Raw genomic sequence first — 26683 nt, 5'->3', positions numbered from 1 at the left:
CACCTGCTCTGAGGCTGTCGAGATTCAGGTCAGGCCGAGTCGAAAATGGTGGCTTCCGAGAACCGGAGCGGAGCGTACTTGAAGTACGTGAGCACCGGAAGCGCAGGAAGCCGCCATTTGCAGACCGGCTTCACCTGAATATCGACAGCCTTAAGGGACGAGATGCTGGAACGCCGCCACCACCTGCTCATAGACCTTGCGCTTGAACGGCACGATCAGGTCGGGCAGCTCCCGCATCGGCCGCCAGGCCCATTCATCGAACTCGGCCTTATGGCCACCAGGCGGCGGATTGATCTCGATCTCACCTTCGTCGCCCTCGAAGCGGTAGGCGAACCATTTCTGCGTCTGGCCGCGATAGCGGCCCTTGAAGGCGACGCCGACCAGATGCTCCGGCAGGTCGTAATTGATCCAGCGCGGCGCCTCGGCCAGCAGCGACACGCTGCGCATGCCGGTTTCCTCGTAGAGCTCGCGCCCGGCGGCCTCGATCGGCTCTTCGCCCTTGTCGATGCCGCCCTGCGGCATCTGCCAAAGCTGCGTCGTGCCGGCAAACTCGCTGTCCGGTTCGGCAATGCGGTGCCCGACCCAGACCAGGCCTGCTTTGTTGAGGATCATCAACCCAACGCACGGACGGTAAGGCAGCGTTTCGGGATCGGTCTTCTTGGCCATGGGTCAGCGTTCCGTGTGAGTAGTGAGTAGTGAGTGGTGAATGGTGAATGGTGACGGCATCAAAAACCGTGGCGCGGCACTGAAAATCTTCTACTACTTACCACTTACTACTTACTACTACTTACTACTTACCAATTACTATTCACCACTGACCATTCACCCAGCTAGCCTTTTTGCGGATCGATCGCCACCGCCGAGATCGGCACGATCTCGATGCCGCGCTTCTTCGCTTCGGCAATCCAGGACGCCACCGTGTCGACGGTGATATCGAAGGCCGAACCGATGCCGACGGCGCTGCCCTTGGCCCGCGCCGTCGCTTCCAGGCTGTCCAGCTTCTTGAGGATTTCGCCGCGATCCTGCACGGCATCGATCGCCATGTTGCCGGCGACGAATGGCACGCCATCCTTCAATGCCAGGTCAGGCGCCACACTGCGCGATGACGAGCCGTCGTCGATATAGGCGAGCCCCCGCTTGCCGAGCTCAGCCATCAACGGCTCCATCGCCGCGGCGTCGGTCGAGAAACGCGCGCCCATGTAGTTCATGACCCCGGTATAGTTGGTGGTGCGCGACAGGGCCCAATGCAGGCTCTTCAAGTTCTCGTCCGGGCTGGCCGCGACAGTCAGCGTGTTGCGGCCGGGATTAACGTTCGGATAATCGAACGGCTCGAGCGGCACCTGCATGACGATCTCATGTCCGCTTTGCCTTGCCGCCTGCATCCAGCGGCCGATGCTGTTGCCTTGCGGCGCGAAGGCCAACGTCACTTCGGCCGGCAGCTTGGCGATCGCTGCCTGCGTGCCGGTCTGCGAGACGGCGAGCCCGCCGATGACGATCGCCACCCGTGCCCCGCGCGCGCCCGACCAAGGCCGGGCATAGACATCGAAGGGCCGCCGGCCGTCGGCGCCGCGTATCGGCAGCGGTCCGGTGTCGCCGGCCTCGATCAGCGCCCTGTCCGGGATATGGGCGACCTTGAGGTTCTGGCCGAGCGTTGACGGATCGCGAATCACGATCGCGGCCTTCGGCGGGCCGTCGCCTTCTTCGGTCTGGACGTGGACGATCTGCGGGCCGCCGCTCTTCATCGGCGTGCTGGCCTGTGGCGCCGCCGCCATCGGAGCCGGCGCGGGCCCAGGCGTCGCTGCCGCCGCAGGAGCAGCCTCGGCGGTGACCTTCGGCGTGGAAACGGCGACTTCTTCCGGCTTGCGGAACGGCTTTTCACGCAGCGCAATAGCGCCGGAAACACCGATCACGCCAAGCACGGCCAGCACAGCGATGAGCGAGCCGGAGCCGATGCCGCGCGAGGCCTTGCGCTGAGGCCGGATCGTCTGTCCGAGCGGGCGTTCGATGTCCTTGCCGATCTCAGCCAAGTCGTGTTTCCCCGGAAGCACGCCAGGGTCACTTTTTCGTGACATCTCGCGTGAACTTCGCAATCGCCGGCGCGATACCCAGACGCGTGGCGCCCCAACCGCGGTCCCCGAATCAAACTGCCGGAACCTCGCGGCCCCGGCAGCATTGCATTGCTTCGCGCAGCCGGCCAGAGCCGGACCGCATTACTGGTTCATCACGGCCTTGTCCGGGTTCGGCGGGAACGACGGATCGGTCTTTTCGCCGCGCAGAAGCTGCTCGGCATAGATCAGCTGCAGGTCGTTCTTCGGATCCGGCGGCACATAGGCGGCCGAGCCCGAGCCGGTGGAGCTCTCGTCGGCGCCCTTGATGTGGCCCTTGAGGTCGGATTCGCCGCGGGTCAGGTCGCGGCCCTGCAGATCCGGGGGCAACGGCTGGTCGACCTTGATGTCGGGCGTGATGCCCTTGCCCTGGATCGACTTGCCCGACGGCGTGTAATAGAGCGCCGTCGTCAGCCTGAGCGCGCCGTTCTCGCCGAGCGGGATGATGGTCTGCACCGAGCCCTTGCCGAATGACTGCGTGCCGACCACCGTGACGCGACGCAGGTCCTGCAGCGCGCCGGCGACGATTTCCGAGGCGCTCGCCGAGCCGCCATTGACCAGCACGATCATCGGCTTGCCGTTGATGTCGTCGACCTGCTTCGGCTTGGCATCGAAGCGGGTGACGTCCTTCGGATCGCGGCCGCGCGTCGAGACGATCTCGCCGCGCTTGAGGAAGGCGTCAGACACGCTGACCGCCTGGTCGAGCAGGCCGCCCGGATTGAGGCGCAGGTCGAGCACATAGCCCTTCAGCTTATCGTTCGGCACCTGCTTCTTGATGTTCTCGATGGCGTTCTCGAGATCGTCATAGGTCTTCTCGGTGAAGGAGGTGATCTTCATGTAGCCGATGTCGTTCTCGACCCGGTACTTCACCGCCTTGACCTTGATGACGTCGCGAACCACCGTCAGCTCGATCGGCTTGTCGGCGCCCTGGCGCAGGATGGTGAGCTTGATCGGCGTGTTGACCGGCCCGCGCATCTTCTCGACCGCGTCGTTGAGGGTGAGGCCGCGAACCTCCTCGCCGTCGATCTTGGCGATGTAATCGCCGGAAAGCACGCCCGCCTTGGCGGCCGGCGTGTCGTCGATCGGCGTGATCACCTTGACGAGGTCGTTTTCCATGGTGACCTCGATGCCGAGGCCGCCGAACTCGCCCTTTGTCTGCACGCGCATGTCCTGCGCCTGCTCGGCATTCATGTAGGAGGAGTGCGGGTCGAGCGAGGACAGCATGCCGTTGATGGCGTTCTCGACCAGCGATTTGTCATCCGGCGGCGTCACGTAATTGGCGCGCACGCGTTCGAAGATGTCGCCGAAGATCGCCAGCTGCTTGTAGGTCTCCGAACCCGCAGCATTCGCCGCCGAACCCGGTGCACCGTAAACCAGGCTCATTGCCGATGCGCCCATCAGCGCGCCGGCAAACAGAAGCGACAGTTTCCGCATCATTTCACGTCCTTCCAGAAAATCGGTCCGCCCACCATGGGGCCGGATCGACGGGTTTTCCATCCTTGCGGAACTCAACATAGAGTTCCAGCGCCGCATTTCCATTTCGCGAGGCCGAGGTGCTTGCCACCCGGGCCTCTCCCATCGCGCCGATCGGCTCTCCTGCGAGCACCGACTGTCCGGTCGCGACGCTGATTCTGCTCATCCCCGCCAGAACGACATGATACCCGTCGCCTGCGTTGAGGATCAAGAGTTGACCATACGAGCGAAACGGCCCCGCATAAAGCACGTTTCCATCCGCCGGCGCGGTGACGATGGCTCCCGATTGTGTCGCAACCATGTCGCCTTGCATCGCCGCGCCATTGCCGTCGTCGGCGCCGAAACGCAGCTTGATCTTGCCGATGACCGGCAACGCGATCTGGCCTTGCAATGCCGAGAACGGCGCCGATCCCGTGAGACGGTTCGCTTCCGGCACCGGCAGCGCGGCGAGCTCGGTGGTCGAGGCCGTGGTGTCGTTGTCCGTCGATTTGCGCTCGCCCGCCTTGGCCTGGTCCTGCGCCTTGCGCGCCTTGTCGGCTTCGAGCGAGACGATCAGGTCCTTGAGGCTGCTCGCCTTCGCCGCCAGCTGCTGCGAGTGCTGCTGTTCGGCCGCCATCGCGGCCTGGGTGTCGGCCTGCAGTTTCTTCTTGGCCTCGAGCAGCATGGTGAGTCGCTTCTTCTCCGCCGTCTGGTCCGTGACGGCGGTGGTGAGCCTGGCCCGCTCGGCCTCGATCGAGGCCGTTACACGCGTCTGCTCCTTGAGGTCGGCCATCAGCCGGTCGGTCTGCTGGCGCAGTTCCGGCACGACGGCGCCGAGCAGGATGGCGCTTCGCACCGACGACAGCGCATCCTCGGGCTTGACCAGGATCGCCGGCGGCGGATTGAGCCCCATGCGCTGCAATGCGCCGAGCACTTCGGCCAACACGTCGCGCCGCGCCATGAGCGAGGCGCGCAGCTTATTTTGCTCGGCCTTCAGCCCTTCGAGCTTGGCGCCGATGTCCTCGATGTCCTGGCCGAGCTTCTGCTCCGTCATCGCCGACTGGATGAGCGCTGCGGTGATCGAAGCATAGTCCTTGCGCACCGAAGCGATGTCGGCGGCGAGCTTGCCCAGCCGCTCCGACGAGAGCGTGATCTCCCTGGAAACCTGCTCGTATTCGGCCCGGCTCTGATCCGGGTCGGGCGCAAGGTCGAGCGAATTTTCGGCCGCCCGAACCGGCCCGAGCACCACCAGGGCGGCGACAACGGTCAAGCCGCAGCGGCCGCGCCAGGTGCGCGTAATCGGAGTCCAGCCTTCAGACATCAGGCCTCTAACCTATCCGCCGCTTCGTTAACGAACCATCAACCATGTTGGAAGCGCCGCTCAGAGCAATTCCAGGAAAAGTGTGTACGGTTTTCCGTCCCGGAATTGCGTAAGCACAATAATGACCGTGATGTCGCGCCATTGAGGCGGGAATCTGGATAGCCATGTGTCTCCTGGTTCCCCGACACAGGGATTTTGAAAGGTTGCCGTTTGTCTCGGTGCAAGATTTTCCGTTCATTTCCGTGAAATCAGTGCAAACGCCGGAGATTGGTTGAAGCCGCCCGATCTCGTCATTCTATGGCGGAGCAAGGAGCGAAGCGACGCGCGCAGACCATAGAATTCCGTGACTTCGAAACGACGCCACGGTGCGGAATTTTGCTCCGTTGCGATCCTTGGCGAAGGTAACGGCATGGATTCCAGGGTCTTCGCGCGTCGCTTCGCTCCTTGCTCCGCCCGGGAATGACGAAGGGGTAGGCGTTTCGGCCAATCTCCAACGCATGCCACCTGCCAACGCAAACAGAGCCGACCGTCAAATCCGTGTGCAGTGCAATTAGAGGCTTCGGCCCTGATTGCGCTGAATAACGTCCTGGGCCGACGCAGCGCGGAATTCGCTCTCGTCAGCTCTAAGACCCGGCTCAAGCTCGCGCTTCAGTAGGGCCCACACTTCGTTGCTGCCCTGCAAATCGCGACGAACCAGGGAACGGAATATGCTCGCCGGCGCGGACATGAATGCTGTTATCTGCGGCCATGACCCAATCCACTGTGTTCGTTGAAAATACGAAAACGCCGCAAATATCGCCACAGCGACATCACGACCGGTGATACGGGTGACCCGCCAGGATCGTCGCGATCCGGTAAAGTTGCTCGCCCAGCATGACGCGCACCAGCTGGTGCGGCCAGGTCAGCGCGCCGAAGGACAGCACAAGGTCGGCCTGCCCGCGCAGGGATCTGTCATGGCCGTCGGCACCGCCGATCGCGACGACCAGCGCCTTGCGGCCGCCGTCGCGCAAATGGCCGATGCGGGCGGCCAGGTCTTCCGAAGAAAGCGACTTGCCGCGTTCGTCGAGCAGGACGAGAACGGTGCCGGACTGCAATTGGGCCTGCAGCTTTTGGGCTTCCTCGCGGCGGCGCTCGTCGGCGCTCTGTCCGCGGCTCTCGGGGATCTCGACAATGCCGGCAAACTCCAGCCCGACCGCGGGCCCGCTCTTGGCGAAGCGCTCGAAATAGCGGTCGGCGAGTTCTCTCTCGGGGCCGGTCTTCATCCGGCCCACGGCATGAACGGTGATCTTCATCCTCGCCCCGGCGAGCTTGTCCTAACGCGCACCGTGACGGTTCACGGCACGCGGATCAAGGCTCAGTGCAAGGTCTCTTCCTCGAGATCCGGCGCCTGCCACATCTTTTCGAGATTGTAGAATTCGCGGACTTCGGGGCGGAAGACGTGGACGATGATGTCGCCCGAATCGATCAGGACCCAGTCGGCGCCGGCCAGCCCCTCGACGCGTGCCGTGCCGAGGCCGGCATCCTTCAGCGCCTTGAGGAGGTGATCGGCGACAGCCGAGACATGACGGTGCGATCGACCCGAGGCGACGACCATATAGTCGCCGAGGCTCGATTTTCCCTGAATGTCGATTGAGACGATGTTTTCGGCCTTGGAGTCTTCCAGACTGGCAAGGACTGTGTCGATGGCGAGGGACGCGGCGTCGTTTCCGCTGATCCCTGCCGGCGAAGGCATGATGTCAGCCTTCTTCCGCAGTGCTGTTCTCAGTGTGTTTCCTTTCCCAACAAGAACAACCAAATCACCAGGCAAATCAGGTGACACCACTTAGATAGGCAGAGTTCCGTTGCAGTTTCAAGACGGGCGCCTTCGAAGCGTGATCTCCGCGCGATGTTGAGGAGGCGCTCCGCCAAGCCGCAAAAGGCGGGAACCGATGCCAGGCGCACGGGTTATCGGCGCATTGACCAACGGGGCCCCCGCCATGCCCACCGACCCGCAAAGCGCCTTCATCACCATCCAGGCCGGGCTTGCGCAGCTGAGCACGCTGATCGTCTCCTATTCCTTCTCGGCCGTCGGCGCCGTCATCCTCCTGGTTGTCGGGTATCTCGTCGCCGGGCTTGCCGAGCGCTCGATCTATGCCGGCCTCGGCCACATCCACGGCTTCGATGAGACCTTGCGGCATTTCTTCTCGCAGGTCGTGCGTTATGCCATCCTGATCCTTGTCGTCATCATGGTGCTCGGCCAATTCGGCGTGCAGACCGCCTCCATCATTGCGGCAATAGGCGCTGCCGGCCTGGCCATCGGGCTGGCGCTGCAAGGCACGCTGCAGAACATCGCCGCCGGCATCATGCTTCTGGCGCTCAGGCCCTTCCGCATCGGCGAATATGTCGAGGTCGGCGCGATTGCCGGCACCATCGAGGAGATCGGTCTCTTCGCCACCAAGCTGCGCTCCGTCGACGGTGTCTATGTGATGGCGCCCAACTCGACGCTGTGGAACCAGCCGGTGCGCAATTTCACCCGCAACGGCGTGCGACGCACCGACGTCACCTTGAGCATCGGCTCGTGGAACGACATCGACCGCGCGCAAAAGACGCTGCTTGCCATCGCCGCCGCCGAAAAGCGCATCCGGCGCGAACCGGCGCCGATCGCCTTCGTGGCCAGTCTCGGCGACACCACCGTTTCGCTCACCTTGCGCTACTGGACGTCGGCCGCCGACTATTTCTCGACCCAGATCGACATGACCAAGCGCGCCAAGCAGGCTTTCGATACCGAGGGCATCTCGATCCCGCTGCCGCCTCCGGAAATGCCGGCGCCGGAGGCGCGCAAGCAGTAGTCTCGCAACAGCGATTTTCAATCTGCCGGCATCCTGAACCGATTTCGAGGTATCTCGGCCATTGCCGTGATTTCGATCTGCAAGTCCGGATGATAAAGGCGCACGATCTCGACGGTTGTCGTCACGGGATAGGGCTCTGAAAAGAACTCCTTGCGGATATCTCCGGACGCCATGAACCGCTCGATATCGGTCGTATACTGGGTCAGCGATACGATATCGGCCATCTCCCCACCGATAGCCGCGAGCACGGCCTTGATGTTTTCGAGGGTTTGCCGGACCTGAACCCGCATGTCGCCCTTCCCGACAATCTGCCCTTCACGGTCAAGCGAAACTTGGCCTTTAAGGTGAACGAGTTGCCCGCCCTCATGAATTTTCACCATGGAGAACGCGCCAAAAGGCTTCCACACCGTTGCGGGATTATAGCTCTTCGACATCTCTGATCTTGCTCGAATTTGGGCCAAAAAGTCGCGAAGATGCGCAGCTTGTCAATCTTTGACGTGTCGCTGCTGTTCGTCCGGCGCGAAGGCTAGCTCCACCGGCAAGGGCGTCTGCGCCGACATTGGCGCGAAACTGCCGCTTATGGCCGCGGGTGTCGGCCGGCCCGCCATCACGCGCCACAGCACGAACAGGCAGAAGGCCGCCGCGATGACGATGCCGACATAGATGAAGGTCTCGGTGCCGAAGACGGCGGAAAGCGCCGTCACGATGCCGGGCACGATGAAGCCGGCCAGCGACCAGGCGAACAGCATCGAGCTCGACAGCGCCAGAAGCTCGTCCTTGCCGGCGCGGTCGGCGGCATGCGCGCTGGAGAGCGCGTAGATCGATTCCGACGCTCCGTCCCAGATGAGATAGATCACCACCAGCGCCATCAGCGCGCCGCCGTCGAAGACGATGGCGAGCACGCTGGCGATCGTCGCGAGCGCCGCCGCGCCCGCCAGCACGTAGCGCCGGTCGGTGCGGTCGGATATCCAGCCGAGCGGAATCTGCAGGATGAGCGTGCCGACCGGCATCGCCGACAACAGCAGCGCGACGTCGGCTTGGCTGTAGCCCTTGGCGGTGGCATGGATCGGCGCGAAGCCGGAGACGATCATCGACAGGCCGCCGACCGCCAGCATGCCGGCGACGCCGACCGGCGAGATGCGCCAGGCGCGGCGCAACGCCACCGATGCGGCCTGCGGCGCCGGCGGCTGCGCCAGCCGCGTCATGCCGACCGGCAGGATGGAAAGCGCCGTGAAGGTGATGCCGATCAGCGATGCCGCGGCCGTGTGGATATCGATCACGGCGAGCGTCGCGTACCCCACGCCGAGCCCGCCTATATAGGCGACATAGAATACCGCCATCACCCGGCCGCGGATCGAGTTCGGCAACGCATCGTTCAGCCAGCTCTGCGCGACGATGAACAGCCCGCAGATAGCGAAGCCGTAGAGCGCCCTGGCCGCGATCCACAGCAGCGGGATCGGCCCGGCGCCGATCGCCGCGTTGGAAAGCGCGATCAGCGCTGAAAGCACCATGAAGGCGCGCGCGTGACCCACTCGCTTGACGAGCGGCCCGGTCAGGATGCAGCCGGCAAGACCGCCGGCCGAAAGCCCGGTGACGATCAGCCCGGCCCAGGTCGGGTCGAATCCGTCGGCACCGAGGCGCACCGGGATATAGGCGAACATCAGCCCATTGCCGATCGCGATCAGCGCCATCGACACGATGACGCTGGCAATGGCGATAAGCGGCGCCGATTGCGCGGCGCGGGCGGGTTCGGTTGTGGTGGGGTTCTGCTTCAGCATGCTTGTGCAGCTTGGCTTAGCCGCAGGTTAAAAGCCGCCTCAAAAGCGACATGCCGCGCTTCCCCTTCTCCCCTTGTGGGAGAAGGTGGATCGGCGCATAGCGCCGAGACGGATGAGGGGTGTTCCAGCAAAATGAGACGTCTGCATTCCCTGGAACACCCCTCATCCGCCGCCTTCGGCGGCACCTTCTCCCACAAGGGGAGAAGGAGGGCGCCTACCCCTCCGCCGCGTTGCGGAGCGCGGTGGATGACAGCGACGAACGCGGACCGTGGATGAAGGTCCAGGCCGGTGCCGGCATGCGGGCAAGCAGCGGCGCGTCGCCCTCGTCGATACGGGCGTAGTCGAAGGTCTTGGCGACAACCGACGACAGGAAGGAGAGCGTGGCGCCCGGACGATCGATGACCGCGATGGGGAAGGTCAGCACGATCTCGCGCCAGCGCTGCCAGCGGTGGAAGTCGCGCAAACTATCCGCGCCCATGATCCAGACGAAATCGACGCCCGGGTTGCGCGCCTTGACCAAGGCAAGCGTGTCGGCGGTGTAGCGCGCATGCTGCGCCGCCTCGAAAGCGGTGACCTTGATTTTCGGATTCCTGGCGATCTTTTCGGACAGCTCGATGCGCTCGGCGAGCGGCGCCAGTTCGCGCGCGCTTTTCAGCGGATTGCCGGGCGTCACCATCCACCACAGCTGGTCGAGCGCGAGCCTTCTCAACGCGATCTCGGCGACCAGCGCATGGCCGGCATGCGGCGGATTGAACGAGCCGCCGAACAGACCGACGGTCAGCCCCTTGCCGGCATGGGGCATGCGAAGGTAGCGGGCGGGGACTGGCTGCTCAGGTTGGGAAAGCATGGTGCTAGGCCCCCCTCTCTGCCCTGCCGGCCATCTCCCCCTCGAGGGGGGAGATCAGATGTCGCCGCGACTTTCGCCAATCGCCGGCGTTGCAAGCCGAGCGCCGGCGCCGAAGCTGCCAATCTCCCCCCTCGAGGGGGAGATGGCCGGCAGGCCAGAGGGGGGGGCCTGGGCGCAAGCTTCAACCCTTTAAGGCAAACGACTTCAAGGCCTCACCTGTCCCGATCCGCGCACGCGGTATTTGAACGAGGTGAGCTGCTCGACGCCGACCGGCCCGCGCGCGTGCATCTTGCCGGTGGCGATGCCGATCTCGGCGCCCATGCCGAACTCGCCGCCATCGGCGAACTGCGTCGAGGCGTTGTGCAAGAGGATCGCCGAGTCGATCTCGTTGAAGAAGCGCTCAACCGCAGCCGTATCCTCGGCGACGATCGCCTCGGTGTGGTGCGAGGAAAACGTCTCGATATGCTCGATCGCGCCGGCGACGCCGTCGACCAGCTTCACCGCGATGACGGCGTCGAGATATTCCGTCACCCAGTCGGCGTCGGTCGCCGGGCTGGCGTCGGCGAAAGTTTTCATCACTTCGGCATCGGCGTGGATCTCGCAGCCGGCGGCGCGCAGCGCTTCCAGGATCGGCACCAGATGCTTGGAGGCCACCGCGCGGTCGATCAGCAAGGTCTCGGCAGCGCCGCACACACCGGTGCGCCGCATCTTGGCGTTGACGGCGATCTTGACCGCCATGTCGCGATCGGCCGAGCGGTCGACATAGAGATGGCAGATGCCTTCCAGATGCGCGAAAACCGGCACACGCGCCTCGGTCTGCACGCGCCCGACCAGGCTTTTGCCGCCGCGCGGAATGATGACGTCGAGATTGCCGCCGAGACCTTTCAGCATCTCGCCGACGGCGGCACGGTCGGTGGTCGGCACCAGCTGGATAGCGTCCTGCGGCAGGTCAGCGGCCTTCAGCCCCTCGACCATGCAGGCATGGATCGCGGCCGAGGAATTGAGCGAGTCCGAACCGCCGCGCAGGATCACCGGATTGCCCGCCTTGAGGCAGAGCGCGCCGGCGTCCGCCGTCACATTCGGCCGGCTCTCATAGATGACGCCGATGACGCCGAGCGGCGTGCGCACACGCTCGATATGGAGCCCGTTCGGCCGGTCCCAGGCGGCAATTGTTTCGCCGACCGGATCCTTGAGCACTGCAATTTCTCGGATACCGTCGGCCATCGCCTTGATGCGAGAGGGATTGAGCTTCAGCCGGTCCATGAACGAACCCGACAGGCCGGCCTCCTCGCCATTCGACGTATCGATGGCGTTGGCGTCGAGAATGGCCTGCTCGTTGCGCAGGATGGCTTCGGCCATGGCAACCAGCGCATCGTTCTTGGCCTTGGTGGAAGCGACGGCCAACGGTCGGGCGGCGGCGCGAGCGCGGCGGCCGATATCGGCCATCAGCGCCACGGTGTCTTCGCCGGACTTTTCATGCAGCTTCAGCATGGTTCATCCCTCCGCCCATCTCTTTATTCCACGCAACCCGAACGGAAAACCGCTCCGCACTTTTCCCGGAATTGCTCTAGTCGTCGGCCAATACTTGGTCGCCGGCAACGCTTACCACAAGGTCGTCGCGATGGATCATCGCCGATCGCGCCTCGTAGCCGAGCACGTTTTCGATCTCGGCCGTCTTCAAGCCTGCGATCCTTACGGCATCGGCGGCATCGTAGGCAACCAGTCCGCGCGCGATCTCGCGGCCCTCCGGAGATAGGATCGCCACCGTGTCGCCGCGCGAGAAATTGCCGCTGACCAGCTTGACGCCGGCAGCCAGCAGCGACTTGCCCGACATGAGCGCCCCGACGGCGCCCGCATCGACGGTGAGCCGTCCGGCCGGCTCGAGCTGCCCGGCGATCCAGGTCTTGTAGCCCTTCACCGGATTGGCGCTCGGCTTGAAAAACGTCGCGCGCTCGCCGCGCTCGATCGCCATCAGCGGCGACAGCCTTGTGCCGGACGTGATGATCATGGCGGTTCCGGCGGCATTGGCGATCTTGCCGGCATCGAGCTTGGTACGCATGCCGCCGCGCGACAACTCGGATGCGGCCGCGCCCGCCATCGCCTCGATGTCCGGCGTGATGCGGTCGACCACCGGGATGAACTTCGCTTGCGGGTCCTTGGCCGGCGGCGCCGTGTAGAGCCCGTCAATGTCGGAAAGCAGCACCAACAGATCGGCGCCCATCATCGTCGCCACCCGCGCCGCGAGCCGGTCATTGTCGCCGTAGCGGATTTCGGAGGTCGCCACCGTGTCGTTCTCGTTGATGACCGGCACCGCCTTCATCTTGAGCAGGGTCGAGATCGTCGCGCGCGCGTTGAGGTAGCGGCGACGCTCCTCGGTGTCACCAAGCGTCAAAAGGATCTGGCCCGACTTCAGCCCGTCCTTGCCGAGCGCGTCCGACCAGGCGCCGGCAAGCGCGATCTGGCCGACGGCGGCCGCCGCCTGGCTCTCCTCGAGCTTCAGCGCGCGTTTGCCGAGGCCCAGGATAGTGCGCCCGAGCGCGATGGCTCCCGAGGAGACGACGAGCACTTCGGCGCCGGCACCGGCAAGCACCGCGATGTCGTCGGCGAGAGAGGTCAGCCAGTCGCGCTTCAAACCGGTCACGCGATCGACGAGCAGCGCCGAACCGATCTTCACTGTGATGCGCCGGTATGATTTCAGCGATTTCATGGGTCTTATCGCCAGCGCGTGTCGACAGGAGCCGGAACGGCATCGCGCGCTTCCGCGACCACCGCCATCAGCGCGCGCAGCACGGCCTCGACGCCTTCGCCGGTGACGGCCGAGACCAGCATCGGCGCGCGGCCGGCGGCACGCTTCAGCGAGGCCGCCTTTTTCTTGCGGGCGTCCGCGTCGAGGATGTCGACCTGGCTGAGCGCCACGATCTCGACCTTGTCGGTCAGCCCATTGCCATAGGCATCGAGCTCGGCGCGAACTGTCTTGTAGACCTTGCCCGGGTTTTCCTCCTGCGCGGAGACGAGGTGGAGCAGCACGCGCGTGCGCTCGACATGGCCGAGGAAGCGGTCGCCGATGCCCACCCCCTCATGCGCGCCCTCGATCAGGCCGGGGATGTCGGCGAGCACGAATTCGCGGCCGTCGATGCGGGCGACGCCGAGGCCGGGATAGAGCGTGGTGAACGGATAGTCGGCGATCTTCGGCTTGGCCGCGGTGACGGCCGCAAGAAAGGTCGACTTGCCGGCATTGGGCAGGCCGACCAGGCCGGCGTCGGCGATCAGCTTGAGCCGGAGCCAGATGCTCAGCTCCTCGCCCGGCAGGCCGGGATTGGCGCGCCGCGGCGCCTGGTTGGTCGAGGTCTTGAAATGCTGGTTGCCGAAGCCGCCATTGCCGCCCTTGGCAAGCAGGAAGCGCTGGCCGACGACGGTCAGGTCGCAGATCAGCGTCTCATTGTCCTCGGCAAAGATTTGCGTGCCGGCCGGCACCTTCAGCGTGATGTCGGCGCCCTTGGCCCCAGTCATGTTGCGGCCCATGCCGTGCATGCCGGTCTTGGCCTTGAAATGCTGCTGGTAGCGATAATCGATCAGCGTGTTCAGCCCGTCGACCGCTTCCGCCCACACATCGCCGCCGCGGCCGCCATCGCCGCCGTCGGGCCCGCCGAACTCGATGAACTTTTCACGCCGGAACGACACCGATCCGGCACCGCCGTCGCCGGAACGGATGTAAACCTTGGCTTGGTCGAGGAATTTCATCGTTTCAAGTTTCTGCTATTGCACTTGCGGGATTGCTCTAAACCAAGGCAGGGCCGAGGGCGAGGCCGATTTGCGACTAAAGCGCCGGATGCCCTTTCGGCGCGCACGCGGTAGCACTGGCGGGGACCAAAGGGGCGCGGGAATGAAGATCGTTTCCTACAACATCCAGTACGGCATCGGCCTCGACCACAAATACGATGTCGGGCGCATCGCCGACGCCGTGCGCGGCGCCGACGTGATCGCGCTGCAGGAAGTGACCCGCAACAACCCGCGCAACGGCGACCGCGACATGGTGGCCGAGATCAGCGAGGCGCTGCCCGATTATTTTGCCGCCTATGGCAGCAATTTCGAGGTCAATATCGGCTCGCGGCTGGAGAACGGCCGCGCCATCTCGACTTCCTTCCAGCTCGGCAACATGGTGCTGTCGAAGACGCCCATTCATTTGTCGCGCAACCTCCTTTTGCCGCGCAGCCGCAGCCTCGAGGCCATGAACTTCCAGCGCGGCGCGCTCGAGGCGCTGATCGAGACGCCGCTCGGCTTCATCCGCTTCTATTCCACCCATCTCGACCACCGCAGCCCGGTCGAGCGCCAGAGCCAGATCCGCTTCCTGCGCCAGCGCCTCTTGAACTATGCGCTCGAAGGCGGCGGGCTGTCGGGCATTCCCGAGATCGGCCTGCCGGATCTGCCCTATCCGGAAGCCTTCATCGTCATGGGCGACTTCAACATGCTGCCGGGCTCCCCCGAATATGTCGAGCTCGCCGGCCGCCCGGATCATGAGTTCGGCATGCCGCTGACCGCCGATCTCGCCGTCGACGTCGCCCAGCGCCTTGCCGTCGCCGACCTCGTCACCTGGGTCGACCCCGACCGCCCCGACGACAAAAGCCGCCACAAATGCATCGACTACATCTTCACCAGCGCCTCGCTGGCCAGATCGCTGAAGCGTCTATGGTCCGACCGGGACGCCGTCGGCTCCGATCACCTGCCGCTCTGGGCCGAGCTGGGCTGAGCTCTGGACTCCCCCTCATCCGGCCGCTACGCGGCCACCTTCTCCCCGAGGGAGAAGAGATTGGCGCCGGCGCTTACCTGCTCCTCTCCCCTGGGGAGAGGTCGGATTGCCCCGAATTGCCCTTCGCAATTCGGTTGGCAATCCGGGTGAGGGGGCGCTTGCCCAGCCCAGCGAAGCAACCGTCAAAAATGCATCCAATTCCTCAGGCTCGTCCAGGTCTTCCTGTCGAGCCTGTAGCGCTCGACCGGCACCTGGCCCGCGACGATCGAGTTCAGCATGCCCTGGCCGGCATACTGGAAGCCGCATTTGTGGATGACCCGGCGCGAGGCCGGATTGATCACCCGGGTCGAGGCATGCAGCACCTGGATCGAGGTCCGCTGGAAGGCGAGGTCGACCAGGGCGTGCGCGGCCTCGGTGGCATAGCCGCGCTTCCAGTAAGGCTCGCCGATCCAGTAGCCCAGTTCCAGGCCGCGATCGGTGGTGTTGAGCCCGGCGCAGCCGACGAAGGTGCCGGCATCCTTGAGCGTCAGGGCATAGACGATGCCGGCGCGGCGCGACGCCGCCATGGCGAGGAAGGTGCGGCCCTCGGCCTCGCCGTAGGGATGCGGCATGCGGGCCAGCATTTCGGCGACATGCCGGTTGTCGGCCAGCGTGACGAGTTGCTCGAGATCACTCTCGCGCGGGGCGCGCATGGCCAGACGCTCGGTGGCCAGCACCGGGCAATCGATCACGTAACTTTCGTCTTCGGTATCTTCCGCTTCGGCAACCATTTTAGTCCTCCAGGGCAAGAAAAAATGAAAAAGGAGAGAGGGCAAACCCATCTCTCCTGATCCTTTTCCTGGCTTGGCCAGACACCGGTTCCCGAGATGGGCGCCGGTGTTATGGTGCGGAACCGGCTACTCCGCTGCTTTGGTAATCGGGTTCACCGATACGTAGGTTCGGCCGTTGGCTTTCTTGTTGAAGGTGACTGCGCCGGCTTCGAGCGCAAAAAGGGTGTGGTCCGTGCCCATTCCGACATTGACGCCGGGATGCCACGAGGTGCCGCGTTGGCGGATGATGATGTTGCCCGGGATGACGGCTTCGCCGCCGAACTTCTTCACGCCCAGACGCTTGGAGTGCGAATCGCGACCGTTGCGCGACGAACCGCCAGCTTTCTTGTGTGCCATCTAACTAACTCCGATACGCCGCAAGGGCGTTTGAATGGTCTTATGAACGCGTTCGCGTTCCGTTTCAAGTCCGCACCGGCGACGATCGTCGCCGGAAAAATTACTTCTTCGCCAGTTCCTTGGCCTGCTCGCGCCAGTCCTTGATCTGGTCGGCGCTGAACGGCATGTGCTCGTCGATCTTGGCGACATCCTTGTCGGAGAGCTTGGCGAGCTGCGCGAAGGTGACGATGCCCTGCTCGGCGAGGTCCTTCGCCGCGACCGGGCCGATGCCCTTGATGACCGTCAGGTCATCCGGCTCGCCCTTCGGCGCCTTGAACAGCGGCGCAGCCTTTGCCTCTTCGCCGGAAGCGGCCTCAGCCTTGGGCTCCTTCTTGGCCTTGGCCTCGTTCGGAGCGGCTTCGGCCTTTGCCTCGGCGGCGACTTCCGCCTTGGCTTCGGGGGCCTTGGCCTCTGCCTTGGCTTCCGGCTTGGCGGCAGCCTTCTTCGACGGCTTGGCGCCGCCCAGCAGGATCTCGGCGATCCTGACGGTGGTCAAAAGCTGGCGGTGGCCGATCTTGCGGCGCGAATTCTGGCGGCGGCGCTTCTTGAAAGCGATGACGGTGCGGTTCTTGCCCTGCTCGACGACTTCCGCCGTGACCAGAGCGCCGTCGACGAACGGCGCGCCGAAGGTGACATTCTCGCCCTCGCCATGCGCGAGCACATTGCCGATCTCGACGATGTCGCCGACCTTGGCTTCGAGTTTCTCGATCTTCAGAAGATCGTTGGCGGCGACGCGATACTGCTTGCCGCCCGTTTTGATGACTGCGAACATTTTTTGCCTTTCGCTGTTCGGTCGGCCTCGATGAACCGCCTCGGGCGGTTCGGCCGTCTTTTTGTCAGTCTGCGGGTTCAAAAAACAAGCGGCGCGGAAGAGCCTCCACGCCGAATGCGGGCTGTCCCTAACCGAAGGTTGCGCCGGAGTCAAGGCAAGCGGCTTGTCCTTGGGCGGCTTGTCCTTGGAGAGGCCGCGAGCGACGTTGCCGGCAAATATCGGTCCGTCCCGTCGCAATCGCTTTTCGCGGAAGCCGGAAATCGGTCGGATAGGGCCTTGTAACCGGAGCGGTCAGCCGTTATCTAGTGCGCCGCGCCGGCAACGGCCGACCATGACCTCGCGGAGAGGTGGCAGAGTGGTCGAATGCACCGCACTCGAAATGCGGCATACTCGCAAGGGTATCGGGGGTTCGAATCCCTCCCTCTCCGCCATCCTGCATTCGCGCTGCGCGCTTCGCAGGACAAGCGCGAAGCAGGATGCCCTCCGAAGCTTTAGCGAAGGAGGGGCGGCCCGGGAGCTGCTAACATCCCCTCACCGCGCCACGTCGGCCTCGCGAATTCCAAAGCCTTCACGTGACAAAAATCCGACCGTGATCGATAGTAATATGATCTCGGGGAGTCATTGCGCACAGGACCATTCGACATGTGCTCGGGGCGAAATCCAACAATGCCCGTCGCGGCTTCACAACGGGGGACAAGATGATCGCGCGAACAATCGCGGTTGCCCTTGCAATTGCGTTTTCCCTTTCACCTTCGCATGCGCAACCGCAGCATCGTCTGCCGAGCGGCTATAAATGGGGTCGCTGCCTGCTTGTCGTTAATGGTCAGACCCGCATCTCCGGAAAATGCTCTTACCAAATCGAGAAGGGCGGCGATTTCAACATCCAGGGGCCTCGTCAGGTTTTTGCGGGCATCGATTATCCCGACACTCACAGCGGGGCCGGTGAGATGTCGAAAGATTACTGGGCGGTTGTCTACAAGGACGGCGATCTTTGGGCAGGCTATGCGAACGCTGACATTCGCGACACGCACGGCGAGGCAGGCGATTGGGGAGAGCTTCGCCGCGAAGGCGCCTGCTATGTCGGGAAGGACGTCCGGGTGTGCCTTTGGCGTTGAACAATTCCAGGAAAGGCGATTGGGCTCGGCGGTTTCGCCGTAGCCGTCCGTCCGCAATTGCATAAAAACAAGGGGATAGAGTGGTTCGCCGTTTCCGTGAAACGGTGAACCGCTCCAGCCGGCTCAAGCGATTGCAGGGTTGAGTTCAGGCAGATCGATTGGCGAATAAGCGGGTCGCCGGCTGTTTTATCGGTGGTCTTCCATCCTTCCTCGCTCTTCAAGCTTCGCACGCGATTGCTTCGCGAAGGCGCCCTCCGAGGTCCCCGGCGAATGAAGGCGGCCGTGGAGAAAGCTATCCCAGCGCCACCAGGCGTTCGAGGAAGCGCCCCTTCCCGGCATGGCGCTCCCGGATCGACTGAAGCCGGAGACGGAAGTCCTCGGTGCTGCCCTGTTTTTCGGCTAGTGCCAAGAGATCGGAAAGGAGCGCCGCCGCCTTGTCGTAGCCGGCGGGGTTGCGCCGCCCGATCTCGATCTCGACCTCTTCCCAGACATTTTCACCCCGCTGGCGAAGGACCTCGACCCGGATGTCGCGGGCCTTCTCAGCCGCTTCCGCTTCCGATCGCCGCTGCGCTTCCGCCAGCTCCGCCTCGGCGCGCTCGCGGGCAAGGCGGATTTCTTCGGCCCGCGCCTGCAGATCCGCCGCTGTGCGCAAAGGGCCAAGCGAGATTGTCGTTTCGGGTTCCAAACGTGCCCGGATCGTGGCCCGCAACTCGGCGGACATATTCGGCTCACCATTGAAAACCCGCATGAGCAGACTGGTTTTCTCGACGTCGCTCATCGCCGCGACCACCCGCCGGGCGATATCCGGCGCCGCGCCATCGGGACCCGTTGTCGCGCTTCGCTCAGCCGCCGCCCGGACGAGATCACGACCGATGCCGAAGAAGGCTGCGAACGCTTCGAGCGCCTCGGTCAGCGGCCCGATTCCCGGCATCGGCTCGGGTTCCTCGGGTTCAATCGCGTCGGTTTCGACGGCCATTAACCAAAGCAGATAGAAAAGCCGAAGATCGCCCGCGAGCAGATCGGCCCGCAACGGCGCCAAGGCCGCGAGCCAACCCGAATCGTCACCGTCAGGGTACTCGAACTCCAACTCGTCGCGCGCGATGCTTATAATGATGTTCTCGCCAACGACCCTGAGCATGACGTCATCGGTCGCTCCAAGGAAGGCGTCCATGCGATCCCGGTCGACCAGCCGGGCCGGCAGCTTGATCATCAGGCGGCGGGAACCCCAATTGGCCCAATAAAGATGAAGATCGAACCAGCGCTCCATGAGCTCGTCCGGATCGCCTTTGAAATCCCCCCACTCATAGAAATTGGCGAAGCTTGTGGCGGTGATCCGCGCCCGCGATGACAGGTCGCGAAGCGCCTGGCGATCCGCGCTGCCAAGGGGACGGTCGACCGCCTGGAATTCATAGTATTGGTATTCGCTCATCGTCGCTCTCAGGATTGACACAAGTGTGCGGCTGGGGGATCGATAGCATACCGCTGGGCCGGGGCTCTATCGACGCGACTGAATGCGATGAAAAAAGAAGATCTGGAAAAACTGCTCTCCAACGACAGCGGCGACTTCGAGTTGTATCCGATAGACCGCTATCTCCAGGCCGTGGCGACCGAACGGCAGGTGCCGAATCTCGCAATCGCGGTCTGCACGATCAGGATAGAAGAATCAGCGCCGCCGCTGCGCGCGGTCCTTGAACGCGCCGCCAACGGACAGCCTTTGTCGGACGATGAAGAGATGCTGCTCTTCAGGGGCGTGTATATCCTCGGCGGCGCCCGCGACACCCAGGCATGCCAAGCTTTGCTGCGTCTGCTGCGCCGCCCTGGGAAGGAAGCCGACCGGCTGCTTGGCGACGCCATAACCGAAACCCTCTCGCGCATCATCGTAGGCGTGTTCGACGGCGACGCCGGCGCGCTGTTCGACATCATTGCCGACCGCTCCGCCGACGAATTCATCCGCGACGCCGCATTTGGCGCGGTGACCTTCTTGACCTGGGAAGGTCGCATCGAGCGCGACCGGACAAGGGATTTCGTGGAACGGTTCTACAAAGAGAGGCTGGCCGACGACTGGGATTACGCGTGGGTCGGCTGGCTGCAAGCCATCGCGATGCTTGCCCTGCGAGACCTCGTTCCGCTTGCCTACAGCGCCTGGGATGAGGGCCGCATCCCGGAAGATGCGCTTGAACGCAGCGATTTCGAAAGCGACCTGCGGGAAGCCGAGCAGCAACCCGGCGACATCGGCCGGTTCGATCGCGCCAGTCTGAGTTACATCGAGGATGTCCTTGTGGCACTGGATTGGACCCGCGGCCTTGACGATGACGACGATTTCGAGTTCGGCGACGATTTCGAGTTCGGCGACGACGATTTCGATCTTGACGAGGACGAGGATGGGCAAGCCTCATGGCTGGACCGGGCCTTGACCAGCGTCACTCCAGCCACCAACCCCTGGCGCGACGTCGGGCGCAACGATCCGTGCCCTTGTGGAAGCGGCAAGAAATTCAAGAAATGCTGCTTGGCAATCGCGGAATGACGGGGTGACGCGTCAAGGAAAACCCGTTCGTCAGTTCGACCCGCTCGCCTGATACGCCGCGATCGCGCTTACGAAGATCTCCCCGAATTCCTTGAGCTTCGCTGCGCCCACGCCGTTCACTTCGGCGAAGTCGTCGAGGTCGCGCGGACGGCGCTCGGCCATATCGATCAGGGTGCGGTCGGAAAACACCACATAGGCAGGTACCTGGCGTTCCTTGGCGAGCCGCAGCCGCAGCGTCTTGAGCGTCGCCAGCAAGGAAGTGTCCACGCCCTCGCCGCCCGTGGCGGAGCCCTGCGCGGCACGCTTCCTGCCGCGCGCCAGACGGTCCCGGCCTTCGACACGATATTCGAACGCAACCTCGCCGCGGCCGAGCGCGCGGCCGCTTTCCGAGATGGCGAGGCCGCCATGGCCGTCGGGATCCGGCACCAGGAAGCCGCCGGCGACAAGTTGCCGGATGAGCGACAGCCAGACCGGCTTCCTATGCATGATGCCGGTCCTGAAGCTGGCGAGCTGCTGATGGCCTCTAGCCAGCACCTTTTCGGTCTCATGGCCGAGCAGGATGTCGATGACATGGGCGGCGCCGAAGCGCTCGCCGCTCTGCGCGACGGCCGCGAGGATGATCCGCGCCTCCGTCCCGCCATCGGCGCGCGGCGCCTGGTCGAGGCAGTTGTCGCAATTGCCGCAGGCTTGCGCCTCCTCGCCGAAATAGCCGAGCAGCACCTGGCGCCGGCACTGCGCCGTCTCGCAATAGCCGATCAGCGTGTCGAGCCGCCGATGCGCCCGTCTTTTGTGCTCGGGCGAGGTATCCTCGTCGTCGATGAACATCCGGCGCGTGCGGATGTCGCCGGCGCCGTAGAGCATGTGCGCTTCCGCCGCCCGGCCGTCGCGGCCGGCGCGGCCGATCTCCTGGTAATACGCCTCCAGGCTGCCGGGCAGGTCGGTGTGGAAGACATAGGCGACGTCGGGCTTGTCGATGCCCATGCCGAAGGCGATGGTCGCCACCATGACGACGCCCGAAAGGCTCATGAAGGTGTTTTGGTTCGCCTCCCGCGCCTCCTTGCTCATGCCGGCATGGTAGGCGAGCGCGCGCACGCCGTTCTTCTCAAGGAAAGCCGCCATCTCCTCAGTCTTGCGGCGCGACAGGCAATAGATGATGCCGCTCCGGCCCTGGTGCCGCTCGATGAAGCGCAACAGCTGGCGCTTGCTGTCCTGCTTGGGTTCTATCGCCAGCTTGATGTTGGGCCGGTCGAAGCCCAGCACCAGGGTCTCGGCGCGCCCGGCAAACAGCCGCGCTTCGATGTCGGCGCGCGTGGCCTCGTCCGCCGTTGCCGTAAGCGCGATGATGGGCACCTGCGGAAACACGCCGCGCAACTGCGACAGGTCTTCATATTCGCGCCGGAAGGCCGGCCCCCATTGCGAGATGCAATGCGCCTCGTCGATGGCGATCAGGCCGACATCGAGCCGGGACAGGGCTTCCAGCATCCGCTCCGTCATCAGCCGCTCCGGCGCCATGTAGAGCAGCCGCGTCTGTCCGGACGCGACGCGGCGCCAGGCAGCGACATTGGCGTCGCGGTCGAGCGAGGAATTGATGGTGTCGGCGGCCACGCCGGCAAGGCGCAACGCGGCGACCTGGTCCTGCATCAGCGCCACCAGCGGCGACACCACGATGGTGAGCCCGCCTTTGACCAGCGCTGGAACCTGATAGCAGAGCGATTTGCCGGCGCCTGTCGGCATCACCGCCAGCACATGCCGCCCGGAGAGCAACGCCTCGATCACGGTCGCCTGCCCGGGGCGAAAATCGTCGAAGCCGAACACGTCTTTCAGGACGCGCCGCTTGTGATCCTCGGCCCGGATGCTCGCTGCCTGCGCCGGCATCAGGCAGACACCGGACAGGAGGTCGTTTTCGGGTTTATGTGAAGACCAGCCAAATGATTCACCGTGTGATGCCTTGGAGTAGCGCAGCGCTCATCAGGCCACAACCGCGCTTCGCGGGAAACCTGCCGCCTCACGCCGATGCCGTCATCGAAAAGTCGTCGCTGACCATCGGCTGGGGAGTTCCGCTGACGCATTCTCCGATGCTATGATTTTGAGCCGACCGCTGCCGGCGGCCGACGCAAAAGGAACCTTGGGCATGATCGATCCCGCCACGCTCGTCACCTACATCGCGGTCGTGTTCGGCTTCGTCTTCATCCCGGGCCCGGCGACGCTGCTCACGGTCGCGCGGGCGACGAGCTCGGGCACGAAGGTCGGCATCGCCACCGGCGCCGGTGTCGCGGCTGGCGACGTGATCCACACCATCATGGCAATCGTCGGCATCTCGGCCGTCATCGCCGCTTCGGCGATGCTGTTCAGCATCGTCAAATATATCGGCGCGGCCTATCTGGTTTATCTCGGCATCCGCGCCATTCTCGAAAAGGCGCCGGCAGATCTGGCGGCCAGGATGCTGCCCATCTCGGCGGGCAAAGCCTTCCGGCAGGCGATCCTGACCGAAGTGCTCAATCCGAAGACCGCGCTGTTCTTCCTGGCCTTCCTGCCGCAATTCGTGCACCCGCAAGGCGGTTTCGTGGTGCTGCAGCTGATGCTGCTGGGCATCATCTTTGTTCTGCTCGGGCTCTTCAGCACGGTCGTCTTCGCCGTCAGCGCGGGCGGCCTGGGTTCCTTCCTGCGCCGCAATCCGGCGGTGTTGAAATGGCAGGGCAAGGTGGTCGGCGGTATATATTGCGCGCTCGGCATACGCCTGGCGCTGCAGCAGCGCTGAAACGCTTCACCCGGCGGCGCCGGTCCAGGCAGGCATGTCATAGCCGAATTCGCGACAGAAGGCCCGCATGGCCGGCGTCGGCGGGGTGACGAGATCGGGCTTTCTTATAAAAGAAACCAAGCATATTCTTGCAGAACTCAGCCGCGGGCTTGCTGATATTATTCTTCCGCAGTCGTCCTGCTTCTCCGACACCAGCAATGGAATCCGTCTCTCCGCCATGGATTCGTCCGCGCCCGCGCTCATCTTCTATGCCCGCAACGACGCGCTTGGCGACGGCTTGCTGCGGATTCCGGCCCTGCGGGCGGCGAGGACGGCCTTTCCGCAATGCCATATCGTCTATGGCGCCATGCGCGGTTCATCGCTCTCTCATGTGTTGCGCAAGCATGTCGCGCATCTCGTCGATGATTTCAGGACGAAGACGCCGCTTTCCGCCATCCTCGCCGAATTCGCGCCGCGCGGCCGCAAGACCATCGTCGTCGATCTGCGCACCGGCGTGCCGGGCCTCATCCTCACGGCCCTGCAACTTGCTGGCCGGGGCATCCGCTATGAAGCGAACTTTGCCGGCCATCTTCTGTCACTGCGCTGGGGCACGCGGTTGACGCTGCGGCCGGAACACAATGCCTGGCGCTACCACCGGCTGGTCGAGCGCCTGGCGGGGCGGCACCTGCCTTTCGACCACAGGCTCGATGTGCCGGACGCCGCCCGGACACTGGCGCGCCAGCTGCGCGGCAGTTGCGGCCGTCCGCTCGTCCTGCTTGGCGGAAATGCCCAGGGCAGGAAGTGCATGAGCGAAGATCAGGTGGTGGCCGTTGCCGGCAATCTCATCGATGCCGGCTACCGGGTGCTGTATCTGGCGACCCCCGGCGGCGGACCGACGCCACTGGCGCTCCTCGCAAGGGAAGGCCGCCTCCAGGTGGCCGGTCCGGAACTGGCGCCGGACATTGCAAGCTTCGACGATCTCCTGCTTGCGCTGGGCGAGATGGCGGTCGCCTATATCGGCATGGAGGGCGGACTGGCGCATCTCATGGCCGCCGTCATGACGCCGGCGGTGATCGTCAACAACGGCGCCAATATGGAGCGCTGGCGCCCCCTTTCGAACGCGGTCGAAGTCGTCGCGGCGCCAAGGCGAGGCCGTTCGGCCAATGTCGCCGACGCGCAGGTCGAGGCCATACTCGAAGCCGCGCATCGCCTGCTCGCGGCAGGCCGCCGCGATCACATGGCTGCCGGAGCGGTTCCGGAAAAGGTCTAGTCGAGGAAATCGGCCCGGTAGGGCGCAAAGCTGTCGACCAGCCGCCCGGCCTCCAGCGCCTTGACGCCATGCACGAGATTGGACGGCACGATGAAGCTGCTGCCCGTTTCGAGGATCTCCGATCGGCCGTCGACAGTGACCTCGAAGCGACCCTCGGCGACATAGCTTGCCTGGACATGCGGATGCGAGTGCAGCGCCCCGACGCCGCCCTTGTCGAAGGCGAACTCGACCATCATCAATTCATCGGTATGCACCAGCACGCGCCGCCTGTTGCCGTCCGGCGTCGGCTCCCAGGCTTTTTCGCCCGCATGGCAAAAGATATCGGTCATCGCTCAGCTTCCGTTCGAAATTGGCAGACGGTCACCGCGCCAGCCAGCCGCCATCGACCGGCACCACCGCGCCATGCATATAGTCCGACGCCCGCGCCAGCAGGAACACGGCCGCGTCGCCGATGTCGTCGGGCCGGCCCCAGCGCGCTGCCGGAATGCGCCCGAGGATGGCGGCGCTGCGGTCCGGGTCGGCGCGTAAGGCTTCGGTGTTGTTGGTCTCGACATAGCCCGGCGCGATGCCGTTGACGTTGATGCCTTTGGCCGCCCATTCGCAGGCGAGCAGCCTTGTGAGGCCGAGCACGCCGTGCTTCGAGGCCGTATAGGAAGCGACGCGAATGCCGCCCTGGAAACTCAGCACCGAGGCGATGTTGACGATCTTGCCGCGCCGTCCCGGCTCCGCCAGCACGCGCCCGGCAAAGCTCTGGCACAGGCGAAAGACCGTCTTCAAATTGACGTCCATCACCTCGTCCCAGTCGGCTTCGCTCAGGTCGACCGCATCGGCGCGCCGGATGATGCCGGCATTGTTGACGAGGCCGTCGAGCGGGCCGCTCTCGCTCCAGACCCGGTCGAGCATGGCGGCCGCCTCGGCCGGATCGCCGAGATCGGTCTTCACCGCTTCGAAGCTGCCGCCCGCGGCGGCGACTTTCGCGGCGGTATCATCCATCGCCGAACGGCCGACGCCGACGACCAGGCCGCCGGCGCGCGCGATCGACACGGCGATGCCTTGCCCGATGCCGGTGTTGGCGCCGGTGACCAGAATGCGCTTGCCCGTGAGGCTGAAGGCGGAAAGATCGCTCACCGCAATTGATCCATCGCCACCTGGTCGACGTCGGTATAGTCGACATTGTCGCCGGCCATCGCCCAGATGAAAGCGTAGTTGGACGTGCCGGCGCCCGAATGGATCGACCAGCCCGGCGACAGCACCGCCTCCTCGCTGCGCATGACGATGTGGCGCGTCTCGTCCGGTTCGCCCATGAAGTGGAAGACGCGCTGCCCTTCCGGCAGATCGAAGTAGAGATAGGCTTCCATGCGCCGGTCATGCACGTGGCAGGGCATGGTGTTCCACACCGAGCCTGGCGCGAGCTGCGTCATGCCGACGACGAGCTGGCAGGTCTTGACGCCGTCGGCGTGGATGAACTGGAAGATCGAGCGTTCGTTGCTGGTCGCCTGGCTGCCGAGGTCGAGCCGCCTGGCGTCGCCGATCCGAATCAACTGGCTGGGATAGGTCCGATGCGCCGGTGCGCTAAGCAGGTAGAATTTTGCCGGCCTGTCGGGCTCCGCCGAGGCGAACGACACCTGCTCGGTGCCCAGGCCGAGATAGACCATGTCGCGCGCCGCCAATTCGTAAGCCATGCCGTCGGCCGTGACGGTGCCGGCGCCGCCGATGTTGACGGCGATCAGTTCGCGGCGGTCGAGGAAAGCCTTGGTTCCGGTCGGCTTGATCGCCTCGAGCGGCAGGATCTTGTCGATAGGCATGGCGCCGCCGACGATCATGCGGTCGTAATGCGTGTAGGTCAGGCTTACGAGCCCCGGCTGGAAAAGCCCCTCGATGTGGAAATGGTGGCGCAGCTCGTCTGTTCCCATGGCCGCGGCGGTGATGGGATCGATGGCGAAACGCGAGGAAAATTCGGTGTGTGTCTGGTCCATTCTAGG

At 64.4% G+C, this 26683-nt stretch carries 26 protein-coding genes and 1 tRNA gene; 7 read left to right on the top strand and 20 right to left on the bottom strand.

Annotated elements, in window-relative coordinates; genetic code table 11:
* Positions 1–150 precede the first annotated feature (150 nt).
* The 6 genes from FJW05_RS17420 to rsfS form a co-directional block, all read right to left on the bottom strand.
* A complete protein-coding gene (locus FJW05_RS17420) occupies positions 151–666 on the bottom strand; it encodes an RNA pyrophosphohydrolase (RefSeq protein ID WP_140634308.1) in 516 nt (171 codons plus the stop codon).
* A gap of 164 nt (positions 667–830) precedes the next feature.
* The gene (locus FJW05_RS17415; RefSeq protein WP_140634306.1) at positions 831–2027 is read right to left on the bottom strand and encodes a divergent polysaccharide deacetylase family protein; all 1197 of its coding nucleotides are present in this window, start codon (positions 2025–2027) and stop codon (positions 831–833) included.
* A gap of 183 nt (positions 2028–2210) precedes the next feature.
* Positions 2211–3542, bottom strand: coding sequence for a S41 family peptidase (locus tag FJW05_RS17410; RefSeq protein WP_181164986.1), 1332 nt, complete (start codon positions 3540–3542; stop codon positions 2211–2213).
* Position 3543: 1 nt separating this feature from the next.
* On the bottom strand, positions 3544–4878 hold the full coding sequence (locus FJW05_RS17405) for a murein hydrolase activator EnvC (RefSeq protein WP_140634304.1): 1335 nt from the start codon (positions 4876–4878) through the stop codon (positions 3544–3546).
* Positions 4879–5687: 809 nt separating this feature from the next.
* Positions 5688–6170 (bottom strand): 23S rRNA (pseudouridine(1915)-N(3))-methyltransferase RlmH, encoded by a 483-nt coding sequence (gene rlmH / locus FJW05_RS17400; protein ID WP_140634303.1) that lies wholly within the window; start codon positions 6168–6170, stop codon positions 5688–5690.
* Positions 6171–6232: 62 nt separating this feature from the next.
* Positions 6233–6610, bottom strand: coding sequence for a ribosome silencing factor (rsfS, locus tag FJW05_RS17395; protein ID WP_140634301.1), 378 nt, complete (start codon positions 6608–6610; stop codon positions 6233–6235).
* A 244-nt stretch (positions 6611–6854) separates the two neighbouring features.
* Here rsfS and FJW05_RS17390 point away from each other — a divergent pair, with 244 nt between their 5' ends.
* Complete coding sequence (locus tag FJW05_RS17390) at positions 6855–7706, top strand: mechanosensitive ion channel domain-containing protein (RefSeq protein WP_140634496.1); 852 nt, start codon at positions 6855–6857, stop codon at positions 7704–7706.
* A gap of 17 nt (positions 7707–7723) precedes the next feature.
* On the opposite strand, the gene FJW05_RS17385 is transcribed toward FJW05_RS17390, so the two are convergent.
* The 6 genes from FJW05_RS17385 to obgE all read right to left on the bottom strand — a co-directional run bounded on the left by FJW05_RS17385 (position 7724) and on the right by obgE (position 14072).
* Positions 7724–8140 carry a RidA family protein gene (locus tag FJW05_RS17385; protein ID WP_140634299.1) on the bottom strand — a complete coding sequence of 139 codons (417 nt, stop codon included), beginning with the start codon at positions 8138–8140 and terminating at the stop codon, positions 7724–7726.
* 51 nt (positions 8141–8191) lie between these two features.
* Positions 8192–9484, bottom strand: a complete 1293-nt coding sequence (locus tag FJW05_RS17380) for an MFS transporter (protein WP_140634297.1) — start codon at positions 9482–9484, stop codon at positions 8192–8194.
* 214 nt (positions 9485–9698) lie between these two features.
* Complete coding sequence (locus tag FJW05_RS17375; RefSeq protein ID WP_140634494.1) at positions 9699–10286, bottom strand: nicotinate-nucleotide adenylyltransferase; 588 nt, start codon at positions 10284–10286, stop codon at positions 9699–9701.
* Between the two features lie 249 nt (positions 10287–10535).
* Positions 10536–11822 (bottom strand): glutamate-5-semialdehyde dehydrogenase, encoded by a 1287-nt coding sequence (locus FJW05_RS17370; RefSeq protein WP_140634295.1) that lies wholly within the window; start codon positions 11820–11822, stop codon positions 10536–10538.
* Positions 11823–11898: 76 nt separating this feature from the next.
* Positions 11899–13038, bottom strand: a complete 1140-nt coding sequence (gene proB, locus FJW05_RS17365) for a glutamate 5-kinase (RefSeq protein ID WP_140634293.1) — start codon at positions 13036–13038, stop codon at positions 11899–11901.
* A 5-nt stretch (positions 13039–13043) separates the two neighbouring features.
* Positions 13044–14072, bottom strand: a complete 1029-nt coding sequence (gene obgE / locus FJW05_RS17360; RefSeq protein WP_140634291.1) for a GTPase ObgE — start codon at positions 14070–14072, stop codon at positions 13044–13046.
* Positions 14073–14214: 142 nt separating this feature from the next.
* Here obgE and FJW05_RS17355 point away from each other — a divergent pair, with 142 nt between their 5' ends.
* Positions 14215–15078, top strand: a complete 864-nt coding sequence (locus FJW05_RS17355; protein WP_140634289.1) for an endonuclease/exonuclease/phosphatase family protein — start codon at positions 14215–14217, stop codon at positions 15076–15078.
* A 182-nt stretch (positions 15079–15260) separates the two neighbouring features.
* On the opposite strand, the gene FJW05_RS17350 is transcribed toward FJW05_RS17355, so the two are convergent.
* The 3 genes from FJW05_RS17350 to FJW05_RS17340 all read right to left on the bottom strand — a co-directional run bounded on the left by FJW05_RS17350 (position 15261) and on the right by FJW05_RS17340 (position 17055).
* A complete protein-coding gene (locus tag FJW05_RS17350; protein ID WP_140634287.1) occupies positions 15261–15848 on the bottom strand; it encodes a GNAT family protein in 588 nt (195 codons plus the stop codon).
* A gap of 126 nt (positions 15849–15974) precedes the next feature.
* Positions 15975–16244, bottom strand: a complete 270-nt coding sequence (gene rpmA / locus FJW05_RS17345) for a 50S ribosomal protein L27 (RefSeq protein WP_006327539.1) — start codon at positions 16242–16244, stop codon at positions 15975–15977.
* A 100-nt stretch (positions 16245–16344) separates the two neighbouring features.
* Complete coding sequence (locus FJW05_RS17340; protein WP_140634285.1) at positions 16345–17055, bottom strand: 50S ribosomal protein L21; 711 nt, start codon at positions 17053–17055, stop codon at positions 16345–16347.
* A 341-nt stretch (positions 17056–17396) separates the two neighbouring features.
* On the opposite strand from FJW05_RS17340, the gene FJW05_RS17335 reads away from it, so the two are divergent.
* Positions 17397–17486, top strand: a tRNA-Ser gene (locus FJW05_RS17335).
* A 267-nt stretch (positions 17487–17753) separates the two neighbouring features.
* Positions 17754–18170, top strand: coding sequence for a hypothetical protein (locus tag FJW05_RS17330; RefSeq protein WP_140634283.1), 417 nt, complete (start codon positions 17754–17756; stop codon positions 18168–18170).
* 292 nt (positions 18171–18462) lie between these two features.
* On the opposite strand, the gene FJW05_RS17325 is transcribed toward FJW05_RS17330, so the two are convergent.
* The gene (locus tag FJW05_RS17325) at positions 18463–19599 is read right to left on the bottom strand and encodes a hypothetical protein (RefSeq protein WP_140634281.1); all 1137 of its coding nucleotides are present in this window, start codon (positions 19597–19599) and stop codon (positions 18463–18465) included.
* A gap of 87 nt (positions 19600–19686) precedes the next feature.
* On the opposite strand from FJW05_RS17325, the gene FJW05_RS27470 reads away from it, so the two are divergent.
* Complete coding sequence (locus FJW05_RS27470) at positions 19687–20694, top strand: DUF1186 domain-containing protein (protein ID WP_181164985.1); 1008 nt, start codon at positions 19687–19689, stop codon at positions 20692–20694.
* Between the two features lie 30 nt (positions 20695–20724).
* Here FJW05_RS27470 and recQ read toward each other — a convergent pair whose 3' ends face one another.
* Complete coding sequence (gene recQ, locus FJW05_RS17315) at positions 20725–22569, bottom strand: DNA helicase RecQ (protein ID WP_140634279.1); 1845 nt, start codon at positions 22567–22569, stop codon at positions 20725–20727.
* Between the two features lie 256 nt (positions 22570–22825).
* Between recQ and FJW05_RS17310 the strand changes: the two genes are divergently transcribed.
* Both FJW05_RS17310 and FJW05_RS17305 read left to right on the top strand, forming a co-directional pair.
* Entirely contained in the window at positions 22826–23452 is a 627-nt protein-coding gene (locus tag FJW05_RS17310; RefSeq protein ID WP_140634278.1) for a LysE family translocator, read from the top strand.
* A 217-nt stretch (positions 23453–23669) separates the two neighbouring features.
* On the top strand, positions 23670–24701 hold the full coding sequence (locus FJW05_RS17305) for a glycosyltransferase family 9 protein (protein WP_181164984.1): 1032 nt from the start codon (positions 23670–23672) through the stop codon (positions 24699–24701).
* Here FJW05_RS17305 and FJW05_RS17300 read toward each other — a convergent pair.
* From FJW05_RS17300 to kduI, 3 genes are read right to left on the bottom strand one after another with little or no spacing between them, the layout of a single operon-like run.
* Entirely contained in the window at positions 24698–25030 is a 333-nt protein-coding gene (locus FJW05_RS17300; protein ID WP_140634274.1) for a cupin domain-containing protein, read from the bottom strand. The two genes, FJW05_RS17305 and FJW05_RS17300, sit on opposite strands and share 4 nt — an antisense overlap.
* Before the next feature lie 31 nt (positions 25031–25061).
* Positions 25062–25829, bottom strand: a complete 768-nt coding sequence (gene kduD / locus FJW05_RS17295) for a 2-dehydro-3-deoxy-D-gluconate 5-dehydrogenase KduD (protein WP_140634272.1) — start codon at positions 25827–25829, stop codon at positions 25062–25064.
* Positions 25826–26677, bottom strand: coding sequence for a 5-dehydro-4-deoxy-D-glucuronate isomerase (gene kduI / locus FJW05_RS17290; RefSeq protein WP_140634270.1), 852 nt, complete (start codon positions 26675–26677; stop codon positions 25826–25828). Before kduI ends, kduD begins: the two co-directional genes overlap by 4 nt.
* Positions 26678–26683: the final 6 nt, after the last annotated feature.

The organism is Mesorhizobium sp. B2-9-1 (assembly GCF_006439455.1).
Lineage (GTDB): Bacteria > Pseudomonadota > Alphaproteobacteria > Rhizobiales > Rhizobiaceae > Mesorhizobium.
Note: the sequence above shows the minus strand (reverse complement) of the source record. Positions and strands in the feature narration are given on the sequence as shown.

Excerpts from the sequence above, each read along its gene's own strand:
- obgE (WP_140634291.1), bottom strand. The coding sequence starts at position 14,072 with ATGAAATTCCTCGACCAAGCCAAGGTTTACATCCGTTCCGGCGACGGC.
- kduI (WP_140634270.1), bottom strand. The coding sequence starts at position 26,677 with ATGGACCAGACACACACCGAATTTTCCTCGCGTTTCGCCATCGATCCC.
- FJW05_RS17325 (WP_140634281.1), bottom strand. The coding sequence starts at position 19,599 with ATGAGCGAATACCAATACTATGAATTCCAGGCGGTCGACCGTCCCCTT.
- FJW05_RS17355 (WP_140634289.1), top strand. The coding sequence starts at position 14,215 with ATGAAGATCGTTTCCTACAACATCCAGTACGGCATCGGCCTCGACCAC.
- FJW05_RS17350 (WP_140634287.1), bottom strand. The coding sequence starts at position 15,848 with ATGGTTGCCGAAGCGGAAGATACCGAAGACGAAAGTTACGTGATCGAT.
- rlmH (WP_140634303.1), bottom strand. The coding sequence starts at position 6,170 with ATGAAGATCACCGTTCATGCCGTGGGCCGGATGAAGACCGGCCCCGAG.
- FJW05_RS17385 (WP_140634299.1), bottom strand. The coding sequence starts at position 8,140 with ATGTCGAAGAGCTATAATCCCGCAACGGTGTGGAAGCCTTTTGGCGCG.
- FJW05_RS17375 (WP_140634494.1), bottom strand. The coding sequence starts at position 10,286 with ATGCCCCATGCCGGCAAGGGGCTGACCGTCGGTCTGTTCGGCGGCTCG.
- proB (WP_140634293.1), bottom strand. The coding sequence starts at position 13,038 with ATGAAATCGCTGAAATCATACCGGCGCATCACAGTGAAGATCGGTTCG.
- FJW05_RS17390 (WP_140634496.1), top strand. The coding sequence starts at position 6,855 with ATGCCCACCGACCCGCAAAGCGCCTTCATCACCATCCAGGCCGGGCTT.
- FJW05_RS17300 (WP_140634274.1), bottom strand. The coding sequence starts at position 25,030 with ATGACCGATATCTTTTGCCATGCGGGCGAAAAAGCCTGGGAGCCGACG.
- rsfS (WP_140634301.1), bottom strand. The coding sequence starts at position 6,610 with ATGCCTTCGCCGGCAGGGATCAGCGGAAACGACGCCGCGTCCCTCGCC.
- FJW05_RS27470 (WP_181164985.1), top strand. The coding sequence starts at position 19,687 with ATGAAAAAAGAAGATCTGGAAAAACTGCTCTCCAACGACAGCGGCGAC.
- FJW05_RS17405 (WP_140634304.1), bottom strand. The coding sequence starts at position 4,878 with ATGTCTGAAGGCTGGACTCCGATTACGCGCACCTGGCGCGGCCGCTGC.
- FJW05_RS17410 (WP_181164986.1), bottom strand. The coding sequence starts at position 3,542 with ATGATGCGGAAACTGTCGCTTCTGTTTGCCGGCGCGCTGATGGGCGCA.
- FJW05_RS17310 (WP_140634278.1), top strand. The coding sequence starts at position 22,826 with ATGATCGATCCCGCCACGCTCGTCACCTACATCGCGGTCGTGTTCGGC.
- rpmA (WP_006327539.1), bottom strand. The coding sequence starts at position 16,244 with ATGGCACACAAGAAAGCTGGCGGTTCGTCGCGCAACGGTCGCGATTCG.
- FJW05_RS17370 (WP_140634295.1), bottom strand. The coding sequence starts at position 11,822 with ATGCTGAAGCTGCATGAAAAGTCCGGCGAAGACACCGTGGCGCTGATG.
- FJW05_RS17420 (WP_140634308.1), bottom strand. The coding sequence starts at position 666 with ATGGCCAAGAAGACCGATCCCGAAACGCTGCCTTACCGTCCGTGCGTT.
- FJW05_RS17330 (WP_140634283.1), top strand. The coding sequence starts at position 17,754 with ATGATCGCGCGAACAATCGCGGTTGCCCTTGCAATTGCGTTTTCCCTT.
- FJW05_RS17340 (WP_140634285.1), bottom strand. The coding sequence starts at position 17,055 with ATGTTCGCAGTCATCAAAACGGGCGGCAAGCAGTATCGCGTCGCCGCC.
- FJW05_RS17305 (WP_181164984.1), top strand. The coding sequence starts at position 23,670 with ATGGATTCGTCCGCGCCCGCGCTCATCTTCTATGCCCGCAACGACGCG.
- FJW05_RS17380 (WP_140634297.1), bottom strand. The coding sequence starts at position 9,484 with ATGCTGAAGCAGAACCCCACCACAACCGAACCCGCCCGCGCCGCGCAA.
- recQ (WP_140634279.1), bottom strand. The coding sequence starts at position 22,569 with ATGCCGGCGCAGGCAGCGAGCATCCGGGCCGAGGATCACAAGCGGCGC.